Origin of the sequence: Prosthecobacter sp., from assembly GCF_044378005.1 — a bacterium.
Lineage (GTDB): Bacteria > Verrucomicrobiota > Verrucomicrobiia > Verrucomicrobiales > Verrucomicrobiaceae > Prosthecobacter.
Genome location: NZ_JBILYB010000079.1, coordinates 12,919 through 28,749, shown reverse-complemented (window position 1 = coordinate 28,749; position 15,831 = coordinate 12,919). Strand labels below are relative to the sequence as shown.

General features: G+C 60.6%; 16 protein-coding genes. 11 read left to right on the top strand and 5 right to left on the bottom strand.

Annotated elements, in window-relative coordinates:
- Positions 1-220: 220 nt before the first annotated feature.
- Entirely contained in the window at positions 221-1,150 is a 930-nt protein-coding gene (locus AC6FTP_RS15500; protein WP_497207823.1) for a polyprenyl synthetase family protein, read from the top strand.
- A 6-nt stretch (positions 1,151-1,156) separates the two neighbouring features.
- Here the strand turns inward: AC6FTP_RS15500 and AC6FTP_RS15495 are convergent, their stop codons facing one another.
- Positions 1,157-2,224, bottom strand: a complete 1,068-nt coding sequence (locus AC6FTP_RS15495; protein ID WP_497207822.1) for a PDZ domain-containing protein — start codon at positions 2,222-2,224, stop codon at positions 1,157-1,159.
- A gap of 11 nt (positions 2,225-2,235) precedes the next feature.
- On the bottom strand, positions 2,236-3,186 hold the full coding sequence (locus tag AC6FTP_RS15490; protein ID WP_497207821.1) for a S1C family serine protease: 951 nt from the start codon (positions 3,184-3,186) through the stop codon (positions 2,236-2,238).
- Between the two features lie 160 nt (positions 3,187-3,346).
- Here AC6FTP_RS15490 and AC6FTP_RS15485 point away from each other — a divergent pair, with 160 nt between their 5' ends.
- The 9 genes from AC6FTP_RS15485 (at position 3,347) to AC6FTP_RS15445 (ending at position 12,874) form a co-directional block, all read left to right on the top strand.
- A complete protein-coding gene (locus AC6FTP_RS15485; RefSeq protein ID WP_497207820.1) occupies positions 3,347-3,721 on the top strand; it encodes an ArsR/SmtB family transcription factor in 375 nt (124 codons plus the stop codon).
- A gap of 6 nt (positions 3,722-3,727) precedes the next feature.
- Positions 3,728-4,387: an MIP/aquaporin family protein gene (locus tag AC6FTP_RS15480; protein WP_497207819.1), complete on the top strand. Its 660-nt coding sequence runs from the start codon at positions 3,728-3,730 to the stop codon at positions 4,385-4,387.
- Positions 4,388-4,404: 17 nt separating this feature from the next.
- Complete coding sequence (arsD, locus tag AC6FTP_RS15475; protein WP_497207818.1) at positions 4,405-4,734, top strand: arsenite efflux transporter metallochaperone ArsD; 330 nt, start codon at positions 4,405-4,407, stop codon at positions 4,732-4,734.
- Positions 4,731-6,539 carry an arsenical pump-driving ATPase gene (gene arsA, locus AC6FTP_RS15470; protein WP_497207817.1) on the top strand — a complete coding sequence of 603 codons (1,809 nt, stop codon included), beginning with the start codon at positions 4,731-4,733 and terminating at the stop codon, positions 6,537-6,539. The genes arsD and arsA overlap by 4 nt, the downstream gene beginning before the upstream one ends.
- Entirely contained in the window at positions 6,536-6,745 is a 210-nt protein-coding gene (locus AC6FTP_RS15465; protein ID WP_497201523.1) for a zinc ribbon domain-containing protein, read from the top strand. Before arsA ends, AC6FTP_RS15465 begins: the two co-directional genes overlap by 4 nt.
- Positions 6,746-6,769: 24 nt before the next feature.
- A complete protein-coding gene (locus AC6FTP_RS15460) occupies positions 6,770-7,210 on the top strand; it encodes an arsenate reductase ArsC (RefSeq protein WP_497207816.1) in 441 nt (146 codons plus the stop codon).
- A gap of 185 nt (positions 7,211-7,395) precedes the next feature.
- On the top strand, positions 7,396-9,816 hold the full coding sequence (gene ppsA, locus AC6FTP_RS15455; RefSeq protein ID WP_497207815.1) for a phosphoenolpyruvate synthase: 2,421 nt from the start codon (positions 7,396-7,398) through the stop codon (positions 9,814-9,816).
- Positions 9,813-10,928, top strand: coding sequence for a glycoside hydrolase family 130 protein (locus tag AC6FTP_RS15450; RefSeq protein WP_497207814.1), 1,116 nt, complete (start codon positions 9,813-9,815; stop codon positions 10,926-10,928). The genes ppsA and AC6FTP_RS15450 overlap by 4 nt, the downstream gene beginning before the upstream one ends.
- Complete coding sequence (locus AC6FTP_RS15445; RefSeq protein WP_497207813.1) at positions 10,925-12,874, top strand: heavy metal translocating P-type ATPase; 1,950 nt, start codon at positions 10,925-10,927, stop codon at positions 12,872-12,874. Before AC6FTP_RS15450 ends, AC6FTP_RS15445 begins: the two co-directional genes overlap by 4 nt.
- Positions 12,875-12,903: 29 nt before the next feature.
- Here AC6FTP_RS15445 and AC6FTP_RS15440 read toward each other — a convergent pair whose 3' ends face one another.
- A complete protein-coding gene (locus AC6FTP_RS15440) occupies positions 12,904-13,551 on the bottom strand; it encodes a C40 family peptidase (protein WP_497201529.1) in 648 nt (215 codons plus the stop codon).
- 80 nt (positions 13,552-13,631) lie between these two features.
- On the opposite strand from AC6FTP_RS15440, the gene AC6FTP_RS15435 reads away from it, so the two are divergent.
- The gene (locus tag AC6FTP_RS15435; protein WP_497207812.1) at positions 13,632-14,405 is read left to right on the top strand and encodes a carbon-nitrogen family hydrolase; all 774 of its coding nucleotides are present in this window, start codon (positions 13,632-13,634) and stop codon (positions 14,403-14,405) included.
- Positions 14,406-14,529: 124 nt separating this feature from the next.
- Here AC6FTP_RS15435 and AC6FTP_RS15430 read toward each other — a convergent pair whose 3' ends face one another.
- Both AC6FTP_RS15430 and pdxA read right to left on the bottom strand, forming a co-directional pair.
- Positions 14,530-14,775: a hypothetical protein gene (locus tag AC6FTP_RS15430; protein WP_497207811.1), complete on the bottom strand. Its 246-nt coding sequence runs from the start codon at positions 14,773-14,775 to the stop codon at positions 14,530-14,532.
- Positions 14,776-14,830: 55 nt separating this feature from the next.
- On the bottom strand, positions 14,831-15,826 hold the full coding sequence (gene pdxA / locus AC6FTP_RS15425) for a 4-hydroxythreonine-4-phosphate dehydrogenase PdxA (protein ID WP_497207810.1): 996 nt from the start codon (positions 15,824-15,826) through the stop codon (positions 14,831-14,833).
- Positions 15,827-15,831 lie beyond the last annotated feature (5 nt).

Here is a 15,831-nt window from a genome sequence, read left to right as displayed (position 1 = left end):
TTTCCGCCTTTCTTCGCGCCCACTCTCTTGGTCCGCTTAGATGCTTGTGGCCGTTTGTTTGTGGTTTTCATCGCCCCGCATTCAACAGCATCACGAAGCGCAAAACAACCATTTATTGCACGGGTAGTTGCACGGGTAACTACCATCTCCAACAAAATCAACCTGTCCCTTCCTTCTCATAACCTGAAGGTCACAGGTTCAAATCCTGTCCCCGCTACCAATGAAGGCCGTGACGAAAGTCACGGCCTTCGCCATTTTAGAAGACATGTCCGACCTCAAGACCTACCTCGCCGAGCGCTGCGCTTTCACTGACTCTTTGCTGGATCAACTGATCCCTTCCGCCGAAACCGCGCCTGCGACGATCCACAAGGCGATGCGCCACAGCGTCTTCGCAGGTGGGAAGCGCCTGCGCCCCATCCTGTGTCTGGCGGCTGCGGAGGCCTGCGGCGGCACGAAGGAGTCAGCCGGACCTGCCGCCTGCGCCGTGGAGTGCCTGCACACCTACTCGCTGATCCACGATGACCTGCCGAGCATGGACAATGACGACTTCCGCCGTGGCGTACCGACCTGCCACAAGGTCTTCGGCGATGGCATTGCGGTGCTGGCGGGTGATGCGCTCCAGGCGCTGGCCTTTGAACTGGTGGTGAAGACTCCGACGGTTACGCGCTTCACAGCGGGTGATCTGGTGCGCGAACTGGCCGTGACAGCAGGCAGTCTGCATCTCGTCGGAGGTCAGGTTGCGGATCTGGAGGGCGAGGGCAAAAAGCTCCCTCTCGAAGCCCTGCGCTTCATTCATGAAAACAAGACCGCCGCCCTGCTGACCACGAGCCTGAAGCTCGGCGGCATGAGCGCGAACGCGACCCCGGAGCAGATGCAGGCGCTGCACGACTTCGGCATGGCTACGGGTCTGGCTTTCCAGATCATCGACGACATCCTGGACGTGACTCAGACGAGCGAGAAACTGGGTAAAAGCGCGGGCAAGGATCTGGCCTCGGAGAAGAGCACTTACCCGGCGCTCATCGGTCTGGATGCCTCACGAGATGAGGCGCATCGACTCACCCAAGTGGCGCATGATGCGCTGAACATCTTCGGCGACAAAGGTCAGCGCTTGCGTGAGCTGGCGGACTATTTGCTCTCGCGGGATTATTGATACCGGTCAAGGCTTCAGCGCTTTCGGCGGATGCCGATCCACCTCGATCAGCGGCTCGATCTCTTTCCAAAACAAGGACGCAGGCAGGGCAAAGGTGGTCACGCGGTCCACGCGGGCGATGTTGATGCCGAGCGCGTGGCCTTCGAGATCAAAGAGCGGGCCGCCCATGTCGAGCGGCGTGAGTGGCAGGTCGTGCTGGATGACGCGGGTGAAGTTGTCCGTGCGCAGGGAGATGCCGCCATTGGCGAAGTCCTCGCCATCCCAGTTCATCATGATCTTCATCCGGCTGGCGAGGCGGACGCGGGTGGTGCGCGGCTTGCCTTCGCGGCTGTATTTGACCTCCATGAAGTCGCCGGGCTGGTAGCTTTTGATGAGATCGGAGACCTGTTTCATGTCCGTGGCGGGCTTGCCATCGAGGGCAGTGATGAGGTCACCTGCCTTCAGGCCGGCTGCCGCAGCCGGGCTCTCCTCCGCCAGGCCGGTGATGCGCACGCCGGGGATGCGCGAGGGCTGCTCATCCATACGAATGCCCATGGCGGCGCCGAAGCCTTGGATCTTGCGCGGCTGGGCACTGATGACGCCGATGCGGATCTCGCTCCCACCTTTGACCGGCGCGGCGAGCCACTGGCCGTAGGCTGTCTTTGATGCAGCAGTTTCAAACTTCACCGGCGTGACGCCACTGACGCCCACCGCCTGAGCGAGCACGAGGTCATGGGCATTCAGCCGATGAATCTCACGGATCGCGGCACTCTTCTCTTTGTCCCAGTGAATGCGCTGTTTTTCCAGTTCCGGCACCTCGCTGGCTTTCGTGAGGAAATAACCATCCGCCCCTACCCACACCGCCGTCGCGACAGCTTTGCCCTTGGCGTCCTTGATCTGCGCCACGGCAGCCCGGGCACCTGGCAGCGTGGTTTCCACCCCACCGAGAATCTGCGCGCCATTCGTGCGCTCTTCCAGGCTCAAAGGCGGACGCGTGTCCGCATGAGCGACGCTGAGAAAAAAAGCGACCCACAAAACCACGTCACAGCACACCCGAAGGTTCACCTTCGTCATTCGGCATTCGGACTTCGTCATTCCCGCCGGTCTCATCCCTCATCCTCCTTCGGGCGTGAGGCGAGCTTCACCCGCAGTTCGCGGGCGGCATTATCGCGGAGAACTTTGAGTGTGATCTCATCCTCAGCGGCTCGGGCGCGCACCGCATTGGAGAACTGGGATGCCGAACTCACAGGCTGCGTTTCCAGCGCCTCGACGACATCCCCAGCGATCAAGCCCGCCTTCTGTGCAGGTGAACCTTCGAGCACTTCCAGCACCTCCACTTTGCCAGCGGCATTCACATCAATGGCCGCGCCCAGATACCCACCGCTGCCCGTGCCCCAGACGCGGATGACAAGACTGCTTTTCATCTCATCCCACGAACGTAAAAAGGGTGCCATGGAGACGTGCATGTTGTGATCCCGCTCCTCCCAGATCTGGCTGTGAATGCCGATGACCTCGCCTTTGAGATTGAAGAGCGGCCCGCCGGAGTCACCCCCCATGAGCACGCAGTCGGTTTGCAGGGAGTTCGCTGTTTGGCGAATGATCTTCCCGACGCGAAGCACCACACCACGTTCTTTGTCAAAACCACCCGGATGACCGAGGGCGAAACACCAGGTCCCGGGCAGCGCCTTCACGACCTCGCGGCTCAGCTTCACATGCGGCCAGCTACGCTCTTTGTCCTGGAGTTGGATAAGCGCTGCGTCGGTGGTCTTATCCAGACCGAGCGTGGTGCCTTTCACCGTCTTGCCGTCATCCAGCACCACCCGAACCTCGCGCCCAGGTTTCTCCGCCACATGCGCTGCGGTGAGGATCAGCCCTTCGGCATTGATGATGACACCGCTTGCCGTGCCATCGCTAATACGCACAGCGACCACGGCAGGCCGGACTTTGGCAAAAAGCGACTGCACGTCCGACTGCACGGTGAGGAGTTCCTTCAACGACGTGCTGGAAAGTTCAGCCTGACCGATGCCGAAACCCGCCACCCATATCAGGGCGGCCATCCGAAGACTGGAGGAGAAAACTCGGTGAAGCATAAGTGTAGATACGCCTGAAACCAACGGAGCCTCCGAAGGAAACTCTCGCTAATTTCTCAGCAGGCACCGGGCCAGGATTCAAAGTCACACATTGACGCATCGACAATACTCGTTACGAGTATTGTCGATGCAAGATGCCATCCAATTCGTCCAGGCACTCTCCGATAGCACCCGCTGGCGGATCATACATCTCGTCTTCGACCAACCGTTGTGCGTGTGCGAGCTGGCGGAGACGCTGAAGCTCCCACAATCCACGCTCTCCAGCCAGCTTCGTGTCATCCAGAAGGCAGGTCTGCTGGACTGCGAGCGCCGGGGCAAGTGGCTCTTTTACCGCGTGAAGCCCGAGTTCCGCGACGTGCTCTCCGCGCTCTTCCACCATTTCGACTCCACACCCGCCAGTGATCCGCAGTTGATCAAAGACGCGACCAAGGCGCAGCAACGCGTGCAGCGTCGTGAGAAGACCTGCTGCCCAGGCCCTGAGAAGCTCGCCAGCAAACCCTGATCCATGATGAAAAAGCTCCTCGCAGAATGCCTCGGCACCTTCACGCTCGTCTTCGCGGGCACTGGGGCCATTGTGATCAATCAAGTGGCTGGCGGTGTCATCGGTCACGCTGGCATCGCCATCGTCTTTGGTCTCGTCGTGCTGGCGATGATCCACACCTTTGGTGATGTCAGCGGTGCGCATCTGAATCCTGCCGTCACCACGGCATTCGCTGCGGCGGGGCGTTTCGCCTGGCGGGAAGTGCCCGGCTATGTTGGAGCGCAGATCGTCGGAGCTCTAGCTGCCAGTGCGCTGCTGCACTTTTTGTTTCCTGAAGCCACGACACTGGGGGCCACCCTGCCCGCTGGACCTCCGATGCAGAGCTTCGTGCTGGAGATCGTGCTCACGGCTGTGCTGATGCTTACCATTTTGAGCGTCTCCACCGGTGCGAAGGAGAAAGGCATCACGGCTGGCATTGCCATCGGCGGCGTCATCGCGCTGGAGGCCATGTTTGCCGGGCCCATCTGCGGGGCTTCCATGAATCCCGCCCGCTCGCTGGCTCCGGCGCTCGTGTCTGGAAATCTCACCCACCTCTGGATCTACCTCGCGGCTCCCATGATCGGCGCACTGATCGCCATTCCCCTCTGCATCGGCACCCGTGAGAGCGGCTGCTGCCGTTCCTGCTAAATCCACCACACCCCTTTATGAAATCCATCCAAGTCTATGATCCCCCCATGTGCTGCTCCACCGGCATCTGCGGCACCGATATTGATCCCGACCTAGTGAACTTCGCCGCGATGTTGTCGCAACTCGGCACTCACGACATCAAAATCGAACGCTACAATCTCGGCCAACAGCCCATGGCCTTTGTGCAAAATGCAGCGGTGAAAGCCCTGCTCGACAAAGAAGGTGTCGAGGTGCTGCCGGTCATCTTCTGGGATGGCGAGGTGCATCTCAAAGGCCGCTATCCGACCAAGGACGAACGTCCGCATTGGTTCCGCGTGGCCCTTGGCAAAGAGGAGGCAGCCCAGTGAAACTGCCCCTCTACCAGCCTGATACCACCAGCTCGACGCGCTTTCTTTTCTTCACTGGCAAAGGCGGTGTGGGCAAAACATCCCTCTCCTGCGCCACAGCTTTGAAGCTCGTGGAAGCGGGTAAACGCGTGCTGCTCGTGAGCACGGACCCAGCCTCGAATCTCGATGAAGTGCTGGAGACAAAACTCACCAATCATCCCACGCCCATTGCTGGAGCGCCCGGACTCGATGCGCTGAACATTAACCCCGTCGATGCCGCTGCTGAGTATCGCGAAAAACTCATCGGGCCCATGCGTGGACTATTGCCCGAAGCAGCACTGCGCAGCATGGAGGAGCAGCTTTCCGGCTCCTGCACCGTGGAGATCGCCGCGTTCGATGAGTTCTCCGGCTTCATCGGCAATCCTGATGCTGCAAAAGATTACGATCACGTCATCTTCGATACCGCGCCCACCGGCCACACGCTGCGTTTGATGAGTTTGGCCAAGGCCTGGGATCAGTTCCTCGACAACAACACCAGCGGCACCTCCTGCCTCGGACCTCTCGCGGGTTTGGAAAAGCAGCGCGCTGTCTATGAAGCCACGGTCAATACCTTGGCCGATGCTTCCGCCACGACGCTCGTACTCGTGAGCCGCCCTCAGCTCTCCGCACTTCGCGAAGCGGAGCGCACGTCGAAGGAGTTGCGCGCACTCGGTGTCGGCAACCAACGACTCGTCATCAACGGCACCTTTGAAACGAAATGCCCCAACGATGTCACCGCACAGGCCATGCAACAAAGAGGTCTGTCAGCGATGACGAACGCTTCTGCTTTCATCGACAGCCTGCCCAGCTTCATCGTGCCACTGCGGCCCATCAACATCCTCGGCATCGGCGGACTGCGCGTGCTGCTCAGCGGTGATGACACCACGACTGTTGCGCCAGCGTCAAACTCGGATTCAGAGTGGGCTCCACCCGTGATGGAGAGCCTCGAAGAACTCGTCACCGACATCGAGAAGCTAGGTCATGGCGTCATCATGACCATGGGCAAAGGCGGCGTGGGCAAGACCACTGTCGCTGCTGCCATCGCGGTGATGCTCGCACGTCGTGGCCATGCCGTGCATCTCAGCACCACGGACCCCGCCGCGCATGTCGCGCAGACTTTGGCCGGACAAGTCGAAGGCCTGACACTCAGCAAGATCGACCCCGCTGCTGAGACCGCTGCTTATCAGGGCGAAGTCATGCTCAAACAAGGTGCCACCATGGATGAAGCAGGCCGCGCCTTGCTCGAAGAAGATCTGCGCTCGCCATGCACCGAAGAGATCGCCGTGTTCCGTGCCTTTGCGCGTGAAGTGGGACAGGGGACCAACCGCTTCGTCGTGCTCGATACCGCGCCCACCGGCCACACCTTGCTACTGCTGGATGCCAGCGAGGCTTATCAGCGTGAACTCGAGCGCCAGGCGCGCAGCACGCAGCCGGAGGAAGTGCTGAAGCTACTCGAACGTCTGCGTGATCCCGGTTACACTCACATGCTGCTCGTCACACTGCCCGAGGCCACGCCCGTGCATGAGGCCGCCGCTTTGCAGGAAGATCTGCGCCGTGCCCGCATCGAGCCCTTTGCCTGGGTCATCAATCAAAGCCTGCTCCACAGCGGTTCCTGCGATCCACTGCTGCAGCGCCGCGAGCATTCCGAGCATCGCTACATCCGCGAAGTCGTCGACAAGCAGGCCGCTCGCACCGCCTGGCTGCCGTGGCAGCCGGAAGAACCCACTGGCCCGGATGCCCTCGCCCATCTGGCCGCCTCTCATCTTCTCACCCCTGCCACCGCATGACCTACCTCTACGAAACCATTCCCGCCAGCGAAGGCGCTGAAGTGAAGCACTACGAGATCCAGCAGAGCATGAATGATCTGCCCCTCACACAGCATCCCGAAACCGGCGAGCCCATCCGCCGCATCATCCTCGGCGGCTGGGGACTCATGACGGGCAAGTCCGCCAAAGCCAGCAATCCCTGCTGCGGCCCCAGCGGCTGCTGCTGATTCTTCGTGATTCGCCATTTTTCAATGAAGCCCACCATCCTCATCCTCTGCACCGGCAACTCCTGCCGCTCTCATCTCGCTGAAGGTATACTCCGTCAGGCTTTGGGAGACCAATACAACGTCGCCAGCGCTGGTTCGAAGCCTGCCGGTTATGTCCACCCGCTCGGCATCAAAGCCATGGCCGAGATCGGCATCGACATCAGCACCCATACCAGCAAGCATATGGACGAATTTCTGAATCAGAACGTCGAGACCGTGATCACCGTCTGCGGCAATGCCGATCAGGCCTGCCCGATGTTTCCCGGCCAGCTCAACCGCCATCACTGGGGCTTTGATGATCCCGCCCATGCCACCGGCAGTGAGGAAGAAATCATGACCGTCTTCCGCCGCGTGCGGGATGAGATCAAACGAGTCTTCGATGCCTACGCCGCCGGTCGTAAAGATGAAGCCAAGGCCGGTCGCTGAGATCCGATCATCGCCCTTCCGTACGGAGGTGATAAAGCGTGGTCAGTCGGGCTGAAAAGCGCATGATCCGCATCATCATTGGCAATCGTTAGTTGGGATCGTGAAGTAGCTTGGTTTCAGTAAGCGAGGTCTATACCCCATGGCATCGCAGACATGGACTCAACACCTTGTTTTGCAAACACCTCATGAAAACATCCCCAACCTCCCCCTTCATCAAATGGTTCGCCGACATCACCATCGACGATGTGCCGCTGGTCGGTGGCAAGAATGCATCTCTCGGCGAGATGGTGCGCGAACTCACCGCCAAGGGCGTGAAGGTGCCTGATGGATTCGCCATCACGGCGGATGCCTACCGGCACTTCATTCGTGAGGCGGGCATCGACACGAGCATCCGCGCCACGCTCGCTGATCTCGACACGCGCGACATGGCGAACCTCAGCACTCGCGGTCAGTCGGTGCGTCAGGCCATCCTCAATGCCACGCTGCCTGCCGATTTGCAGGAACTGATCACCACTGCGTATCGCGAGCTTCAAGGTGCCAGTGCAGCACCGCTGGATGTCGCAGTGCGTTCCTCTGCCACTGCCGAAGACTTGCCCGATGCAAGCTTCGCCGGGCAACAGGAGACTTATCTGAATGTCCACGGCACCGCCGCGCTGCTGGAGACGTGCAAGCGCTGCTTTGCCTCGCTCTTCACCGACCGCGCCATCAGCTACCGCGTGGACAAGGGCTTCGATCATTTCAAAGTCGCGCTCAGCATCGGCGTGCAACGCATGGTGCGCTCGGATCTCGCCTGCTCCGGCGTCATGTTCACTATCGATACCGAAACGGGCTTCCGCGATGCCGTGATGATCAGCGCCGCCTATGGCCTCGGCGAAAACGTGGTGCAGGGCTCCGTCACGCCGGATGAGTTTCTGGTTTTCAAACCCACGTTGATGACGGGGCATCGGCCTGTGTTGCAAAAGACGGTGGGCAGCAAGGAATTCAAACTCGTCTATGATTCCGGTGGTGGGAAGATGGTGAAAAACATCCCCGTGGCACCTGCGGATCGCGCTAAACTCGCGCTCACGGATGACGAAGTGCTCGAACTCGCCCGCTGGGCCTGCATCGTCGAAGATCACTACTCGGCGAAGCGCGGCCAGCACGCGCCGATGGACTTGGAATGGGCCAAGGATGGCATCACGGGAGAGTTGTTCATCGTGCAGGCTCGGCCTGAGACCGTGCAGTCGCGCAAGGATCTCGACGTGCTCGAATCCTATGTTTTGGGCAAGCGTAGCACCGTGCTGACCAGCGGGCGCAGCGTCGGCTCGAAGATCGCCACCGGACGAGTGCGTGTGATCAAAAGCGCCGAGTTCATCGGCCAGTTTCAGCAGGGCGAAGTGCTCGTCACCGACAAGACCGATCCCGACTGGCAGCCCATCATGAAGAAGGCCGCAGGCATCATCACCAATCGCGGCGGGCGCACCTGTCATGCGGCCATTGTCAGTCGCGAACTCGGCGTGCCAGCCATCGTTGGCACCGAGCACGGCACCGAGGCGCTGAAGGACGGCCAGATGGTTACCGTGAGCTGCGCGGAAGGCGACACCGGCTTTGTTTATGATGGTGAGCTGCCCTTTGAAGTGCAGCACACCGACTTGAAGACCCTCGCCAAACCACGTACGAAGGTGATGATGAATCTCGCCAATCCCGAAGAGGCTTTCGCGCTCTCCTTCATCCCGAATGACGGCGTGGGCCTTGCGCGGATGGAGTTCATCATCAGCACCTACATCAAGATCCATCCGCTCGCGTTGATCAACTTCGCACAGCTCGCCGATGCCGCCGCCAAAGCAGAGATCGAGAAGCTCACCGCAGGCTACACCGACAAGCCGCAGTTCTTCGTCGATAAACTCGCGCAAGGCGTCGCCATGATCGCCGCCGCGTTTTATCCGAAGGATGTCATCCTGCGACTCAGCGACTTCAAAACGAACGAGTATGCCAATCTCATCGGCGGCAAAGCCTACGAGCCTGCGGAGGAGAATCCGATGCTCGGCTTCCGTGGCGCGAGTCGCTACTACCACCCGCGTTATCAGGCTGGCTTCGAGTTGGAGTGCCGCGCCGTGAAAAAGGTGCGCGATGAGATGGGCCTCACCAATTTGAAGCTGATGATCCCCTTCTGCCGCACACTCGATGAAGGCCGCAAAGTGCAGGCCGAAATGGAAAAGCATGGCCTCAAGCGCGGGCAGGACGGGCTGGAGATTTACGTCATGTGCGAGATCCCCAGCAACGTCATCCTTGCCGAAGAGTTCGCTGATCTCTTCGACGGCTTCAGCATTGGCTCCAACGACCTCACACAGCTCATCCTCGGTGTGGATCGCGACAGTGAGATCGTCGCGCCTATCTTCGATGAACGAAATGCAGCGGTGAAAAAGATGATCGCCCAAGTCATCGCCACCTGCCGCGCCAAAGGCCGCAAGATCGGCATCTGCGGCCAGGCCCCGAGCGATTACCCCGAATTCGCCCAGTTCCTCGTCGAGCAAGGCATCGACAGCATCTCCCTCACCCCCGACACCGTGCTGAAAGCCCGCCTCGCCATTTTGGAGAAAGAAAAGTCCATGGGGCTACACGCATGACCCCCTTTACGATGCAGCGGTTGGGTGTGGTCATGGAGCCGGAGGCTGGCAACGAGCATGAAGTCGAAGGCGTGCTGAATCCTGCTGCTGTGCGTGGTCCTGATGGGCAGCTTTATCTGTTTCCCAGACTGGTCGCGGCGGGGAATTATTCGCGCATCGGCATCGCACGTGTCGTCTTTAACACGGCGGGTGATCCGACCGGAGTCGAACGGCTCGGCATCGCCCTGGAGCCTGAGACGGACTACGAACTCCTGCCGCATGGTGGTGGTGGATGTGAGGACCCGCGAATCACCTTCATGGAGCCGATCCAACGCTATGTGATGACCTACACGGCCCGCACACCGCTCGGCCCGCGCATTGCCGTGGCGGTGTCAGGCGACTTGTTTCGTTGGCAGCGCCTGGGGTTGGTGGAGTTCGAGCCGTATCGCGGCATCGACTTCGCTCATGTCGATAACAAGGACGCTAGCTTCTTTCCAGTGGCCATTCCGAACCACGCCGGGAAGATGCAGATGGCGCTCATGCATCGACCGCTTTTTCCCGGCACACGTCCTGAGGAAACCGTCGGCAGGACAGATGACCTGGATCTCGATCTGGATCATGAAAGCATCTGGAATTCGTATTGCCCGATGCCCGACTGCAGTTGTGATCCGCAGCATCCGGGTCTCTTCAATTCGCATCATCGACTGGCCACGCCTACGTATCCGTGGGAGATGCTGAAAATCGGTGGTGGAACACCGCCCATGCTCACGCGACATGGCTGGATGATCATTTACCACGGCGTGCATGAAGTGGATGTGCCGGGAGGCCCCAAGCATCCGCTATGCTACTCCGCAGGCGTCATGATCCTCTCCAAAGAGCAGCCTCACCTCATCCGCCATCGCTCCGCCGAGCCTGTACTCACGCCGCTGCTGCATGACGAACGCCACGGCATCGTCCCGAACGTCGTATTCCCCACCGGCATCGACCGTCGTGATGATCTCGGCCAGCCGGACCGCTTCGACATCTACTACGGCATGGCCGACAGCCGCATCGGCGTGGCACGTATCGACGTGCCCGAACAACTACCGGTAACTGAGCTAGGTGACACGCACCCATTGAATCCACCCACATGAAGACCGAACCCGACCACGATCACGGCTTTGCCCCGCAGTTTCTACCTCACTGGATGCAGGAACGCTGGGCTGTCTTGACAGTCACCGTCGCCGGGCTTGCCCTCATGATTGGATTCTTCGGCGAAAAGTTCCTGGGCCTTCCCGCATCGGCGGCGCTTGGGTTCTACCTTTTGTCCTATCTGGCAGGCGGCTACGATGTGGCGCGTGCTGCATTGCCTGCATTATTCCGTGGCAAGTTCGATATCGATCTGCTGATGATCGCGGCAGCGGCAGGCGCGGCTTTGCTCGGTGAATGGGCGGAGGGCGCGTTTCTGCTGTTTCTCTTTTCGCTCGGCCATGCGGGTGAGCATTACGCGATGGATCGCGCACGCAATGCCGTCGGCGTGCTTGGCAAACTCATGCCCCGCACGGCCTTCACCAAACGTGGCGACCGACTCGAAGAAGTGCCGGTGGAACAACTCGCGGTCGATGAAGTCGTCGTCGTGAAACCCGGCGAGCGCGTGCCGGTGGATGGTGTCATCACCGCTGGTGAGAGCAGCATCGATCAAAGCGCGATCACGGGTGAGAGCGTGCCCGTGGAGCGCAAACCTGGCGATGAAGTCTTTGCGGGCACCATCAATCAAGACAACGCGCTCGACGTGCGCATGACCAGGCTGGCTCGTGACAACACGCTCGCCCGAGTGATGCAGCTTGTGGCCGAGGCGCAGGAGCAGAAGAGCCCGACGCAGCGGTTCACCGAGACATTTGCGCGGCGTTTTGTGCCAGCGGTGCTCATCGGCACGCTGCTCGTGATCGTGCTGCTGCCGCTGGTGTTTGGTTGGACGTGGAGCGCGAGTTTTTATCGCGGCATGTTGCTGCTCGTGGCGGCTTCGCCCTGTGCGCTGGCCATCGGCACACCCGCTGCCGTGCTCGCGGGCATCGCCCAGGCGGCACGTTGCGGGGTGCTGATCAAAGGCGGTGTCCATTTGGAAAACCTCGGCCACCTGAACACCGTGGCGCTGGATAAAACCGGCACACTCACCACCGGTCGTTTCGCCGTGACGAAAGTGATTGGATTTGAAGGCACACCCGAGGATGAGGTGCTGCGCGTCGCCGCTGCGGTCGAAGAACAGTCCAGCCATCCGCTGGCAGCGGCCATCGTGAAGACGACGCGGGAGCGGAACATCACCTTTCCCTCGGCCACCGAGATCGAAAACCTCGCGGGCAAAGGCATCCAAGCGCAGGTCGAAGGCGCGGAAGTCCTCGTCGGAGCCATGCGGGCCTTTGCTGGCGATGCTGCGGCCGAAAAAGGCCAGCCGCTTGCCGACACAATTGCCAAGCTCGAAAGCGACGGCCAAACCACGGTGATCATTCGCCGCGCGGGCAAATTCATCGGCGTCATCGCCCTCGCTGATGAGCCGCGCGCGATGGTCAAAGAAGTGATGCAACGGCTGCGAGCGCAGGGCATCGAGCGCCTGGTGATGCTCACCGGCGACAACGCCTCCGTGGCCCACCGCGTCGCCGAGCAGATCGGCATCACCGATGTCCGCGCGGAGTTGTTGCCAGGGAACAAGCTGACCTTGATCCGCGAACTCCAGCACGGTCACGGCGTCATCGCGATGATCGGCGATGGCGTGAACGATGCCCCCGCCCTGGCCGCCGCCACCGTCGGCGTGGCGATGGGCGCGGGCGGCACCGCAGTCGCACTGGAAACCGCCGATGTCGTCCTGATGGGCGATGACCTTGGCAAGCTGCCCTTTGCCATCGGCCTGAGCCGCGCCAGCGCACGCATCATCCGGCAGAACCTCGTGATCGCGCTCGGTGTCATCGGCCTGCTTCTGATCGCCTCCGGCTTTGGCGTCATCCCACTGAGCGTTGCGGTGGTTCTGCATGAGGGCAGCACCATCGTGGTCGTTTTGAATGCCTTGCGACTCCTCGCGTGGCATGAGCGTGGTCTCACAGCCTGAGGCGAGATCAGGCGAAGCTGGTAAGCTGATCAAAACGGCCAGCGATAGGGCGAGTTGTGGATCAGTTTGTTTTTTGGATAGGCGGCGATGCGCACCTGGTTCTTCGAGTTGCCGCTCAGGAGCCAGACGTTTGTCGCGTCCATCGCATGGAGGAAGCCGATGTGACCGCTGTTGGCTTGATCCACGGTGAGTGGCTGCATGATGCAGATGGCACCGTACGTGGCTGCCACGGGGCGTCCCCAGCCCCACCAGTCCGAGACTTTCGCGCTGCCCTGTGGCTGGTAGCCCGCGCGCTTGATGCACCAGTTTACAAAGGCCGCGCACCAAGCCGTCTCGTCGTGTAGCAGACTTCCGCCGATGCCGCAGCTTTTCAGATACTCCAGGATGCGCGGGTTGTCCCCATTTGCCCACTCCTGCACGCCCTGCTCCATGATGGCGATCTGCATCCACGGCGGCGGCGCGGCAAAGCTTGTGGGTGCTGCAGCGGCGGTCTCAGGCGGCATCCCCGTGACCACGCCGTTCACATTCACGATCTGGCCTGGGAAGAGCACCTTCCAGTTCCCCGTTCCCCACTCGACGAGGTCAGGATTGATCTTCTGAAACTGCGCCAGCGTCATGCCGAATTTCTTCGCGATCTTGCTGGGGTTGTCACCGGGCTGGACAGAGTATTGGGCCATGGCGGAAAATCTAGGAGCCGACCTGCGGCAATGCCAGCCTGAATTACTGGCGCATCAGAATTCTCCGATCATCATGCCGCATGACTCTGAACATCCACGCCGTGCAGCTCGATCCCATCTGGGAGGACAAAACCGCCAACTTCGCCAAAGTCCGCGCCCTTCTCGCCAAGCAGCCGCCTGTGCGTGGATCGCTCCTCATTCTGCCTGAGATGTTCGCCACTGGCTTCTCTTGCGATGTGATAAAGACCATCGAAGACATCGCAGGCGAGACCGAGCAATTTTTGCGTGAGCTGGCACGTGAGCACGACTGTGCCGCGCTGGGCGGAGTCGTCACACCTGGAAAGGATGGCCGTGGACTAAATCAAGCCCTCGCCATCGCGCCGGATGGCAGCGAGCTGGCGCGCTACACGAAGCAGCGGCCTTTCTCCCTCGGGGGTGAAGCCGAGGTACATGAGCGCGGCTCAACCCCTGTGATCTTCGAGTGGGCCGGGCTGAAAATCTCCCCACTCATCTGCTACGACCTCCGCTTCCCCGAGCTCGCCCGCGCCGCCGTGAAGCTGGGTGCCGAAGTGCTCGTGTACATCGCCGCCTGGCCGGTGAAGCGCTACCACCACTGGATCACCCTGCTCCAGGCCCGTGCCATCGAAAACCAAGCCTGCGTCATCGGCGTGAACCGCACCGGCCAGGACCCGCAGTTCAGCTACAACGGCCGGAGCCTCGTCGTCGATCCCCATGGCATCATCATCGCCGATGCTGGCGAGCGCGAGCAGGCACTGCGGGCTGAACTCGACACTCAAGTTATCCGCGACTGGCGAGCCCAGTTCCCAGCGCTACGAGATGCTGGGCTGGCGTGACCTCGGAATACCCTCGCGCTTGTCGCGGCCGTGCTGTGCCTTGGCCAGAATGTCGTTCATGCCTGCAGCTGTCATCGTAGTGGATAACAAGATGGAAAGCGCGGGCCTGATCATGGATGATGCCTCAGGGCTTGGCGGCGGACTCCATCCACTGCGCCGTTGCTAGATTCGCAATCGTGATGTCTTGAATGGCTTCTTCATCCACCTTCTCCATCGCGTCACGCAGCGCGCGTTTGCGGGTTTCGTTGCGGAGGTAAGCTCCGCAGAGGTGGAGGCCGATGCAGCCGGGGAGCTCTCTCAAAGTGGCGAGCGTTTTTGCATATCCAGCACCATCATGGCGACTGTGGAGGATGGCACGAGGTTTCATCATGACAGACGGAACGATTCAACACGTCGCCGCTTTCACCCACGATCGATGGCGATCATCAAGTCGCCATCTTCGCCGCCAATCGCACGGCTTCAACGAGACTGCTGCCGTTCGCCTTGCCCTGCCAGGCGATGTCGCAGGCGGTGCCATGATCGACGCTGGTGCGGGGCACCGGCAGGCCGAGCGTGGTATTTACCGCCGTGTCAAAGGCGAGAGCCTTCAGCGGAATCAGCGCCTGATCATGATACATGCAGATGTAGGCATCGACGTTTTTTCGCTTGGCGGCAATGAAGGCTGTGTCCGGCGGCAGCGGTCCTTCAATCGTCATCCCGGCGGCTTTGGCCATGGCGATGGCGGGAGCGATGATTGTCTCCTCTTCACCACGACCAAAGAGTCCATGCTCACCCGCATGTGGATTCAGCCCACACACGGCGATGCGTGGTGCCCGGCCTTTCACGCGACGCACAGCAGCATCCGTAAGTTCGATCACGTCGAGGATGCGTTTGCTCGTCAATGCAGGAACGACATCTTGATAGCCGATGTGGACGGTGACGAGACTGCAAATCATCTCGTCGGAGAAGAAGGACATGCAGGAGCGTTCCGCCGCCATCTTCTCGGCAAACATCTCCGTATGGCCAGGATAAGTGATGCCAGCGGCGTGCAGCGCTTCCTTATTCAGCGGCGCGGTGGCCACGGCGGCGACTTGCTTTGCCAATGCCGCCTGAATGCTCTTTTCGACATAGCGATAACCTGCCGCTCCGGTCTTGGCGCTGACGGTGCCAGGAGTGAAGCCTTCTGCATCAAAGCCGAAGATGTCCAAGACTGCAGGTTCGTCGATACCGCCACATTTTTCAGACCACTCGATCTCGCTGATGATGCGTTTTGGCGCAGGCAGTCCGGCCTGACGCGCGCATCGGGAAAGAAGACGCGCATCACCAAAGATGACGGGCGTGGCGAACTCGCGCACGGCATCGTTCGCGAGGAGTTGCAGACAGACTTCGGGTCCGACCCCGGCAGGGTCGCCCATGGTGACGGCGATGAGTGGTTTGGGCATGAATA

Coding starts and splice junctions, on each gene's coding strand:
- AC6FTP_RS15500 (WP_497207823.1), top strand. CDS start 221: ATGAAGGCCGTGACGAAAGTCACGGCCTTCGCCATTTTAGAAGACATG.
- AC6FTP_RS15495 (WP_497207822.1), bottom strand. CDS start 2,224: ATGACGAAGTCCGAATGCCGAATGACGAAGGTGAACCTTCGGGTGTGC.
- AC6FTP_RS15490 (WP_497207821.1), bottom strand. CDS start 3,186: ATGGCCGCCCTGATATGGGTGGCGGGTTTCGGCATCGGTCAGGCTGAA.
- AC6FTP_RS15485 (WP_497207820.1), top strand. CDS start 3,347: ATGCAAGATGCCATCCAATTCGTCCAGGCACTCTCCGATAGCACCCGC.
- AC6FTP_RS15480 (WP_497207819.1), top strand. CDS start 3,728: ATGAAAAAGCTCCTCGCAGAATGCCTCGGCACCTTCACGCTCGTCTTC.
- arsD (WP_497207818.1), top strand. CDS start 4,405: ATGAAATCCATCCAAGTCTATGATCCCCCCATGTGCTGCTCCACCGGC.
- AC6FTP_RS15465 (WP_497201523.1), top strand. CDS start 6,536: ATGACCTACCTCTACGAAACCATTCCCGCCAGCGAAGGCGCTGAAGTG.
- AC6FTP_RS15460 (WP_497207816.1), top strand. CDS start 6,770: ATGAAGCCCACCATCCTCATCCTCTGCACCGGCAACTCCTGCCGCTCT.
- ppsA (WP_497207815.1), top strand. CDS start 7,396: ATGAAAACATCCCCAACCTCCCCCTTCATCAAATGGTTCGCCGACATC.
- AC6FTP_RS15450 (WP_497207814.1), top strand. CDS start 9,813: ATGACCCCCTTTACGATGCAGCGGTTGGGTGTGGTCATGGAGCCGGAG.
- AC6FTP_RS15445 (WP_497207813.1), top strand. CDS start 10,925: ATGAAGACCGAACCCGACCACGATCACGGCTTTGCCCCGCAGTTTCTA.
- AC6FTP_RS15440 (WP_497201529.1), bottom strand. CDS start 13,551: ATGGCCCAATACTCTGTCCAGCCCGGTGACAACCCCAGCAAGATCGCG.
- AC6FTP_RS15435 (WP_497207812.1), top strand. CDS start 13,632: ATGACTCTGAACATCCACGCCGTGCAGCTCGATCCCATCTGGGAGGAC.
- AC6FTP_RS15430 (WP_497207811.1), bottom strand. CDS start 14,775: ATGATGAAACCTCGTGCCATCCTCCACAGTCGCCATGATGGTGCTGGA.
- pdxA (WP_497207810.1), bottom strand. CDS start 15,826: ATGCCCAAACCACTCATCGCCGTCACCATGGGCGACCCTGCCGGGGTC.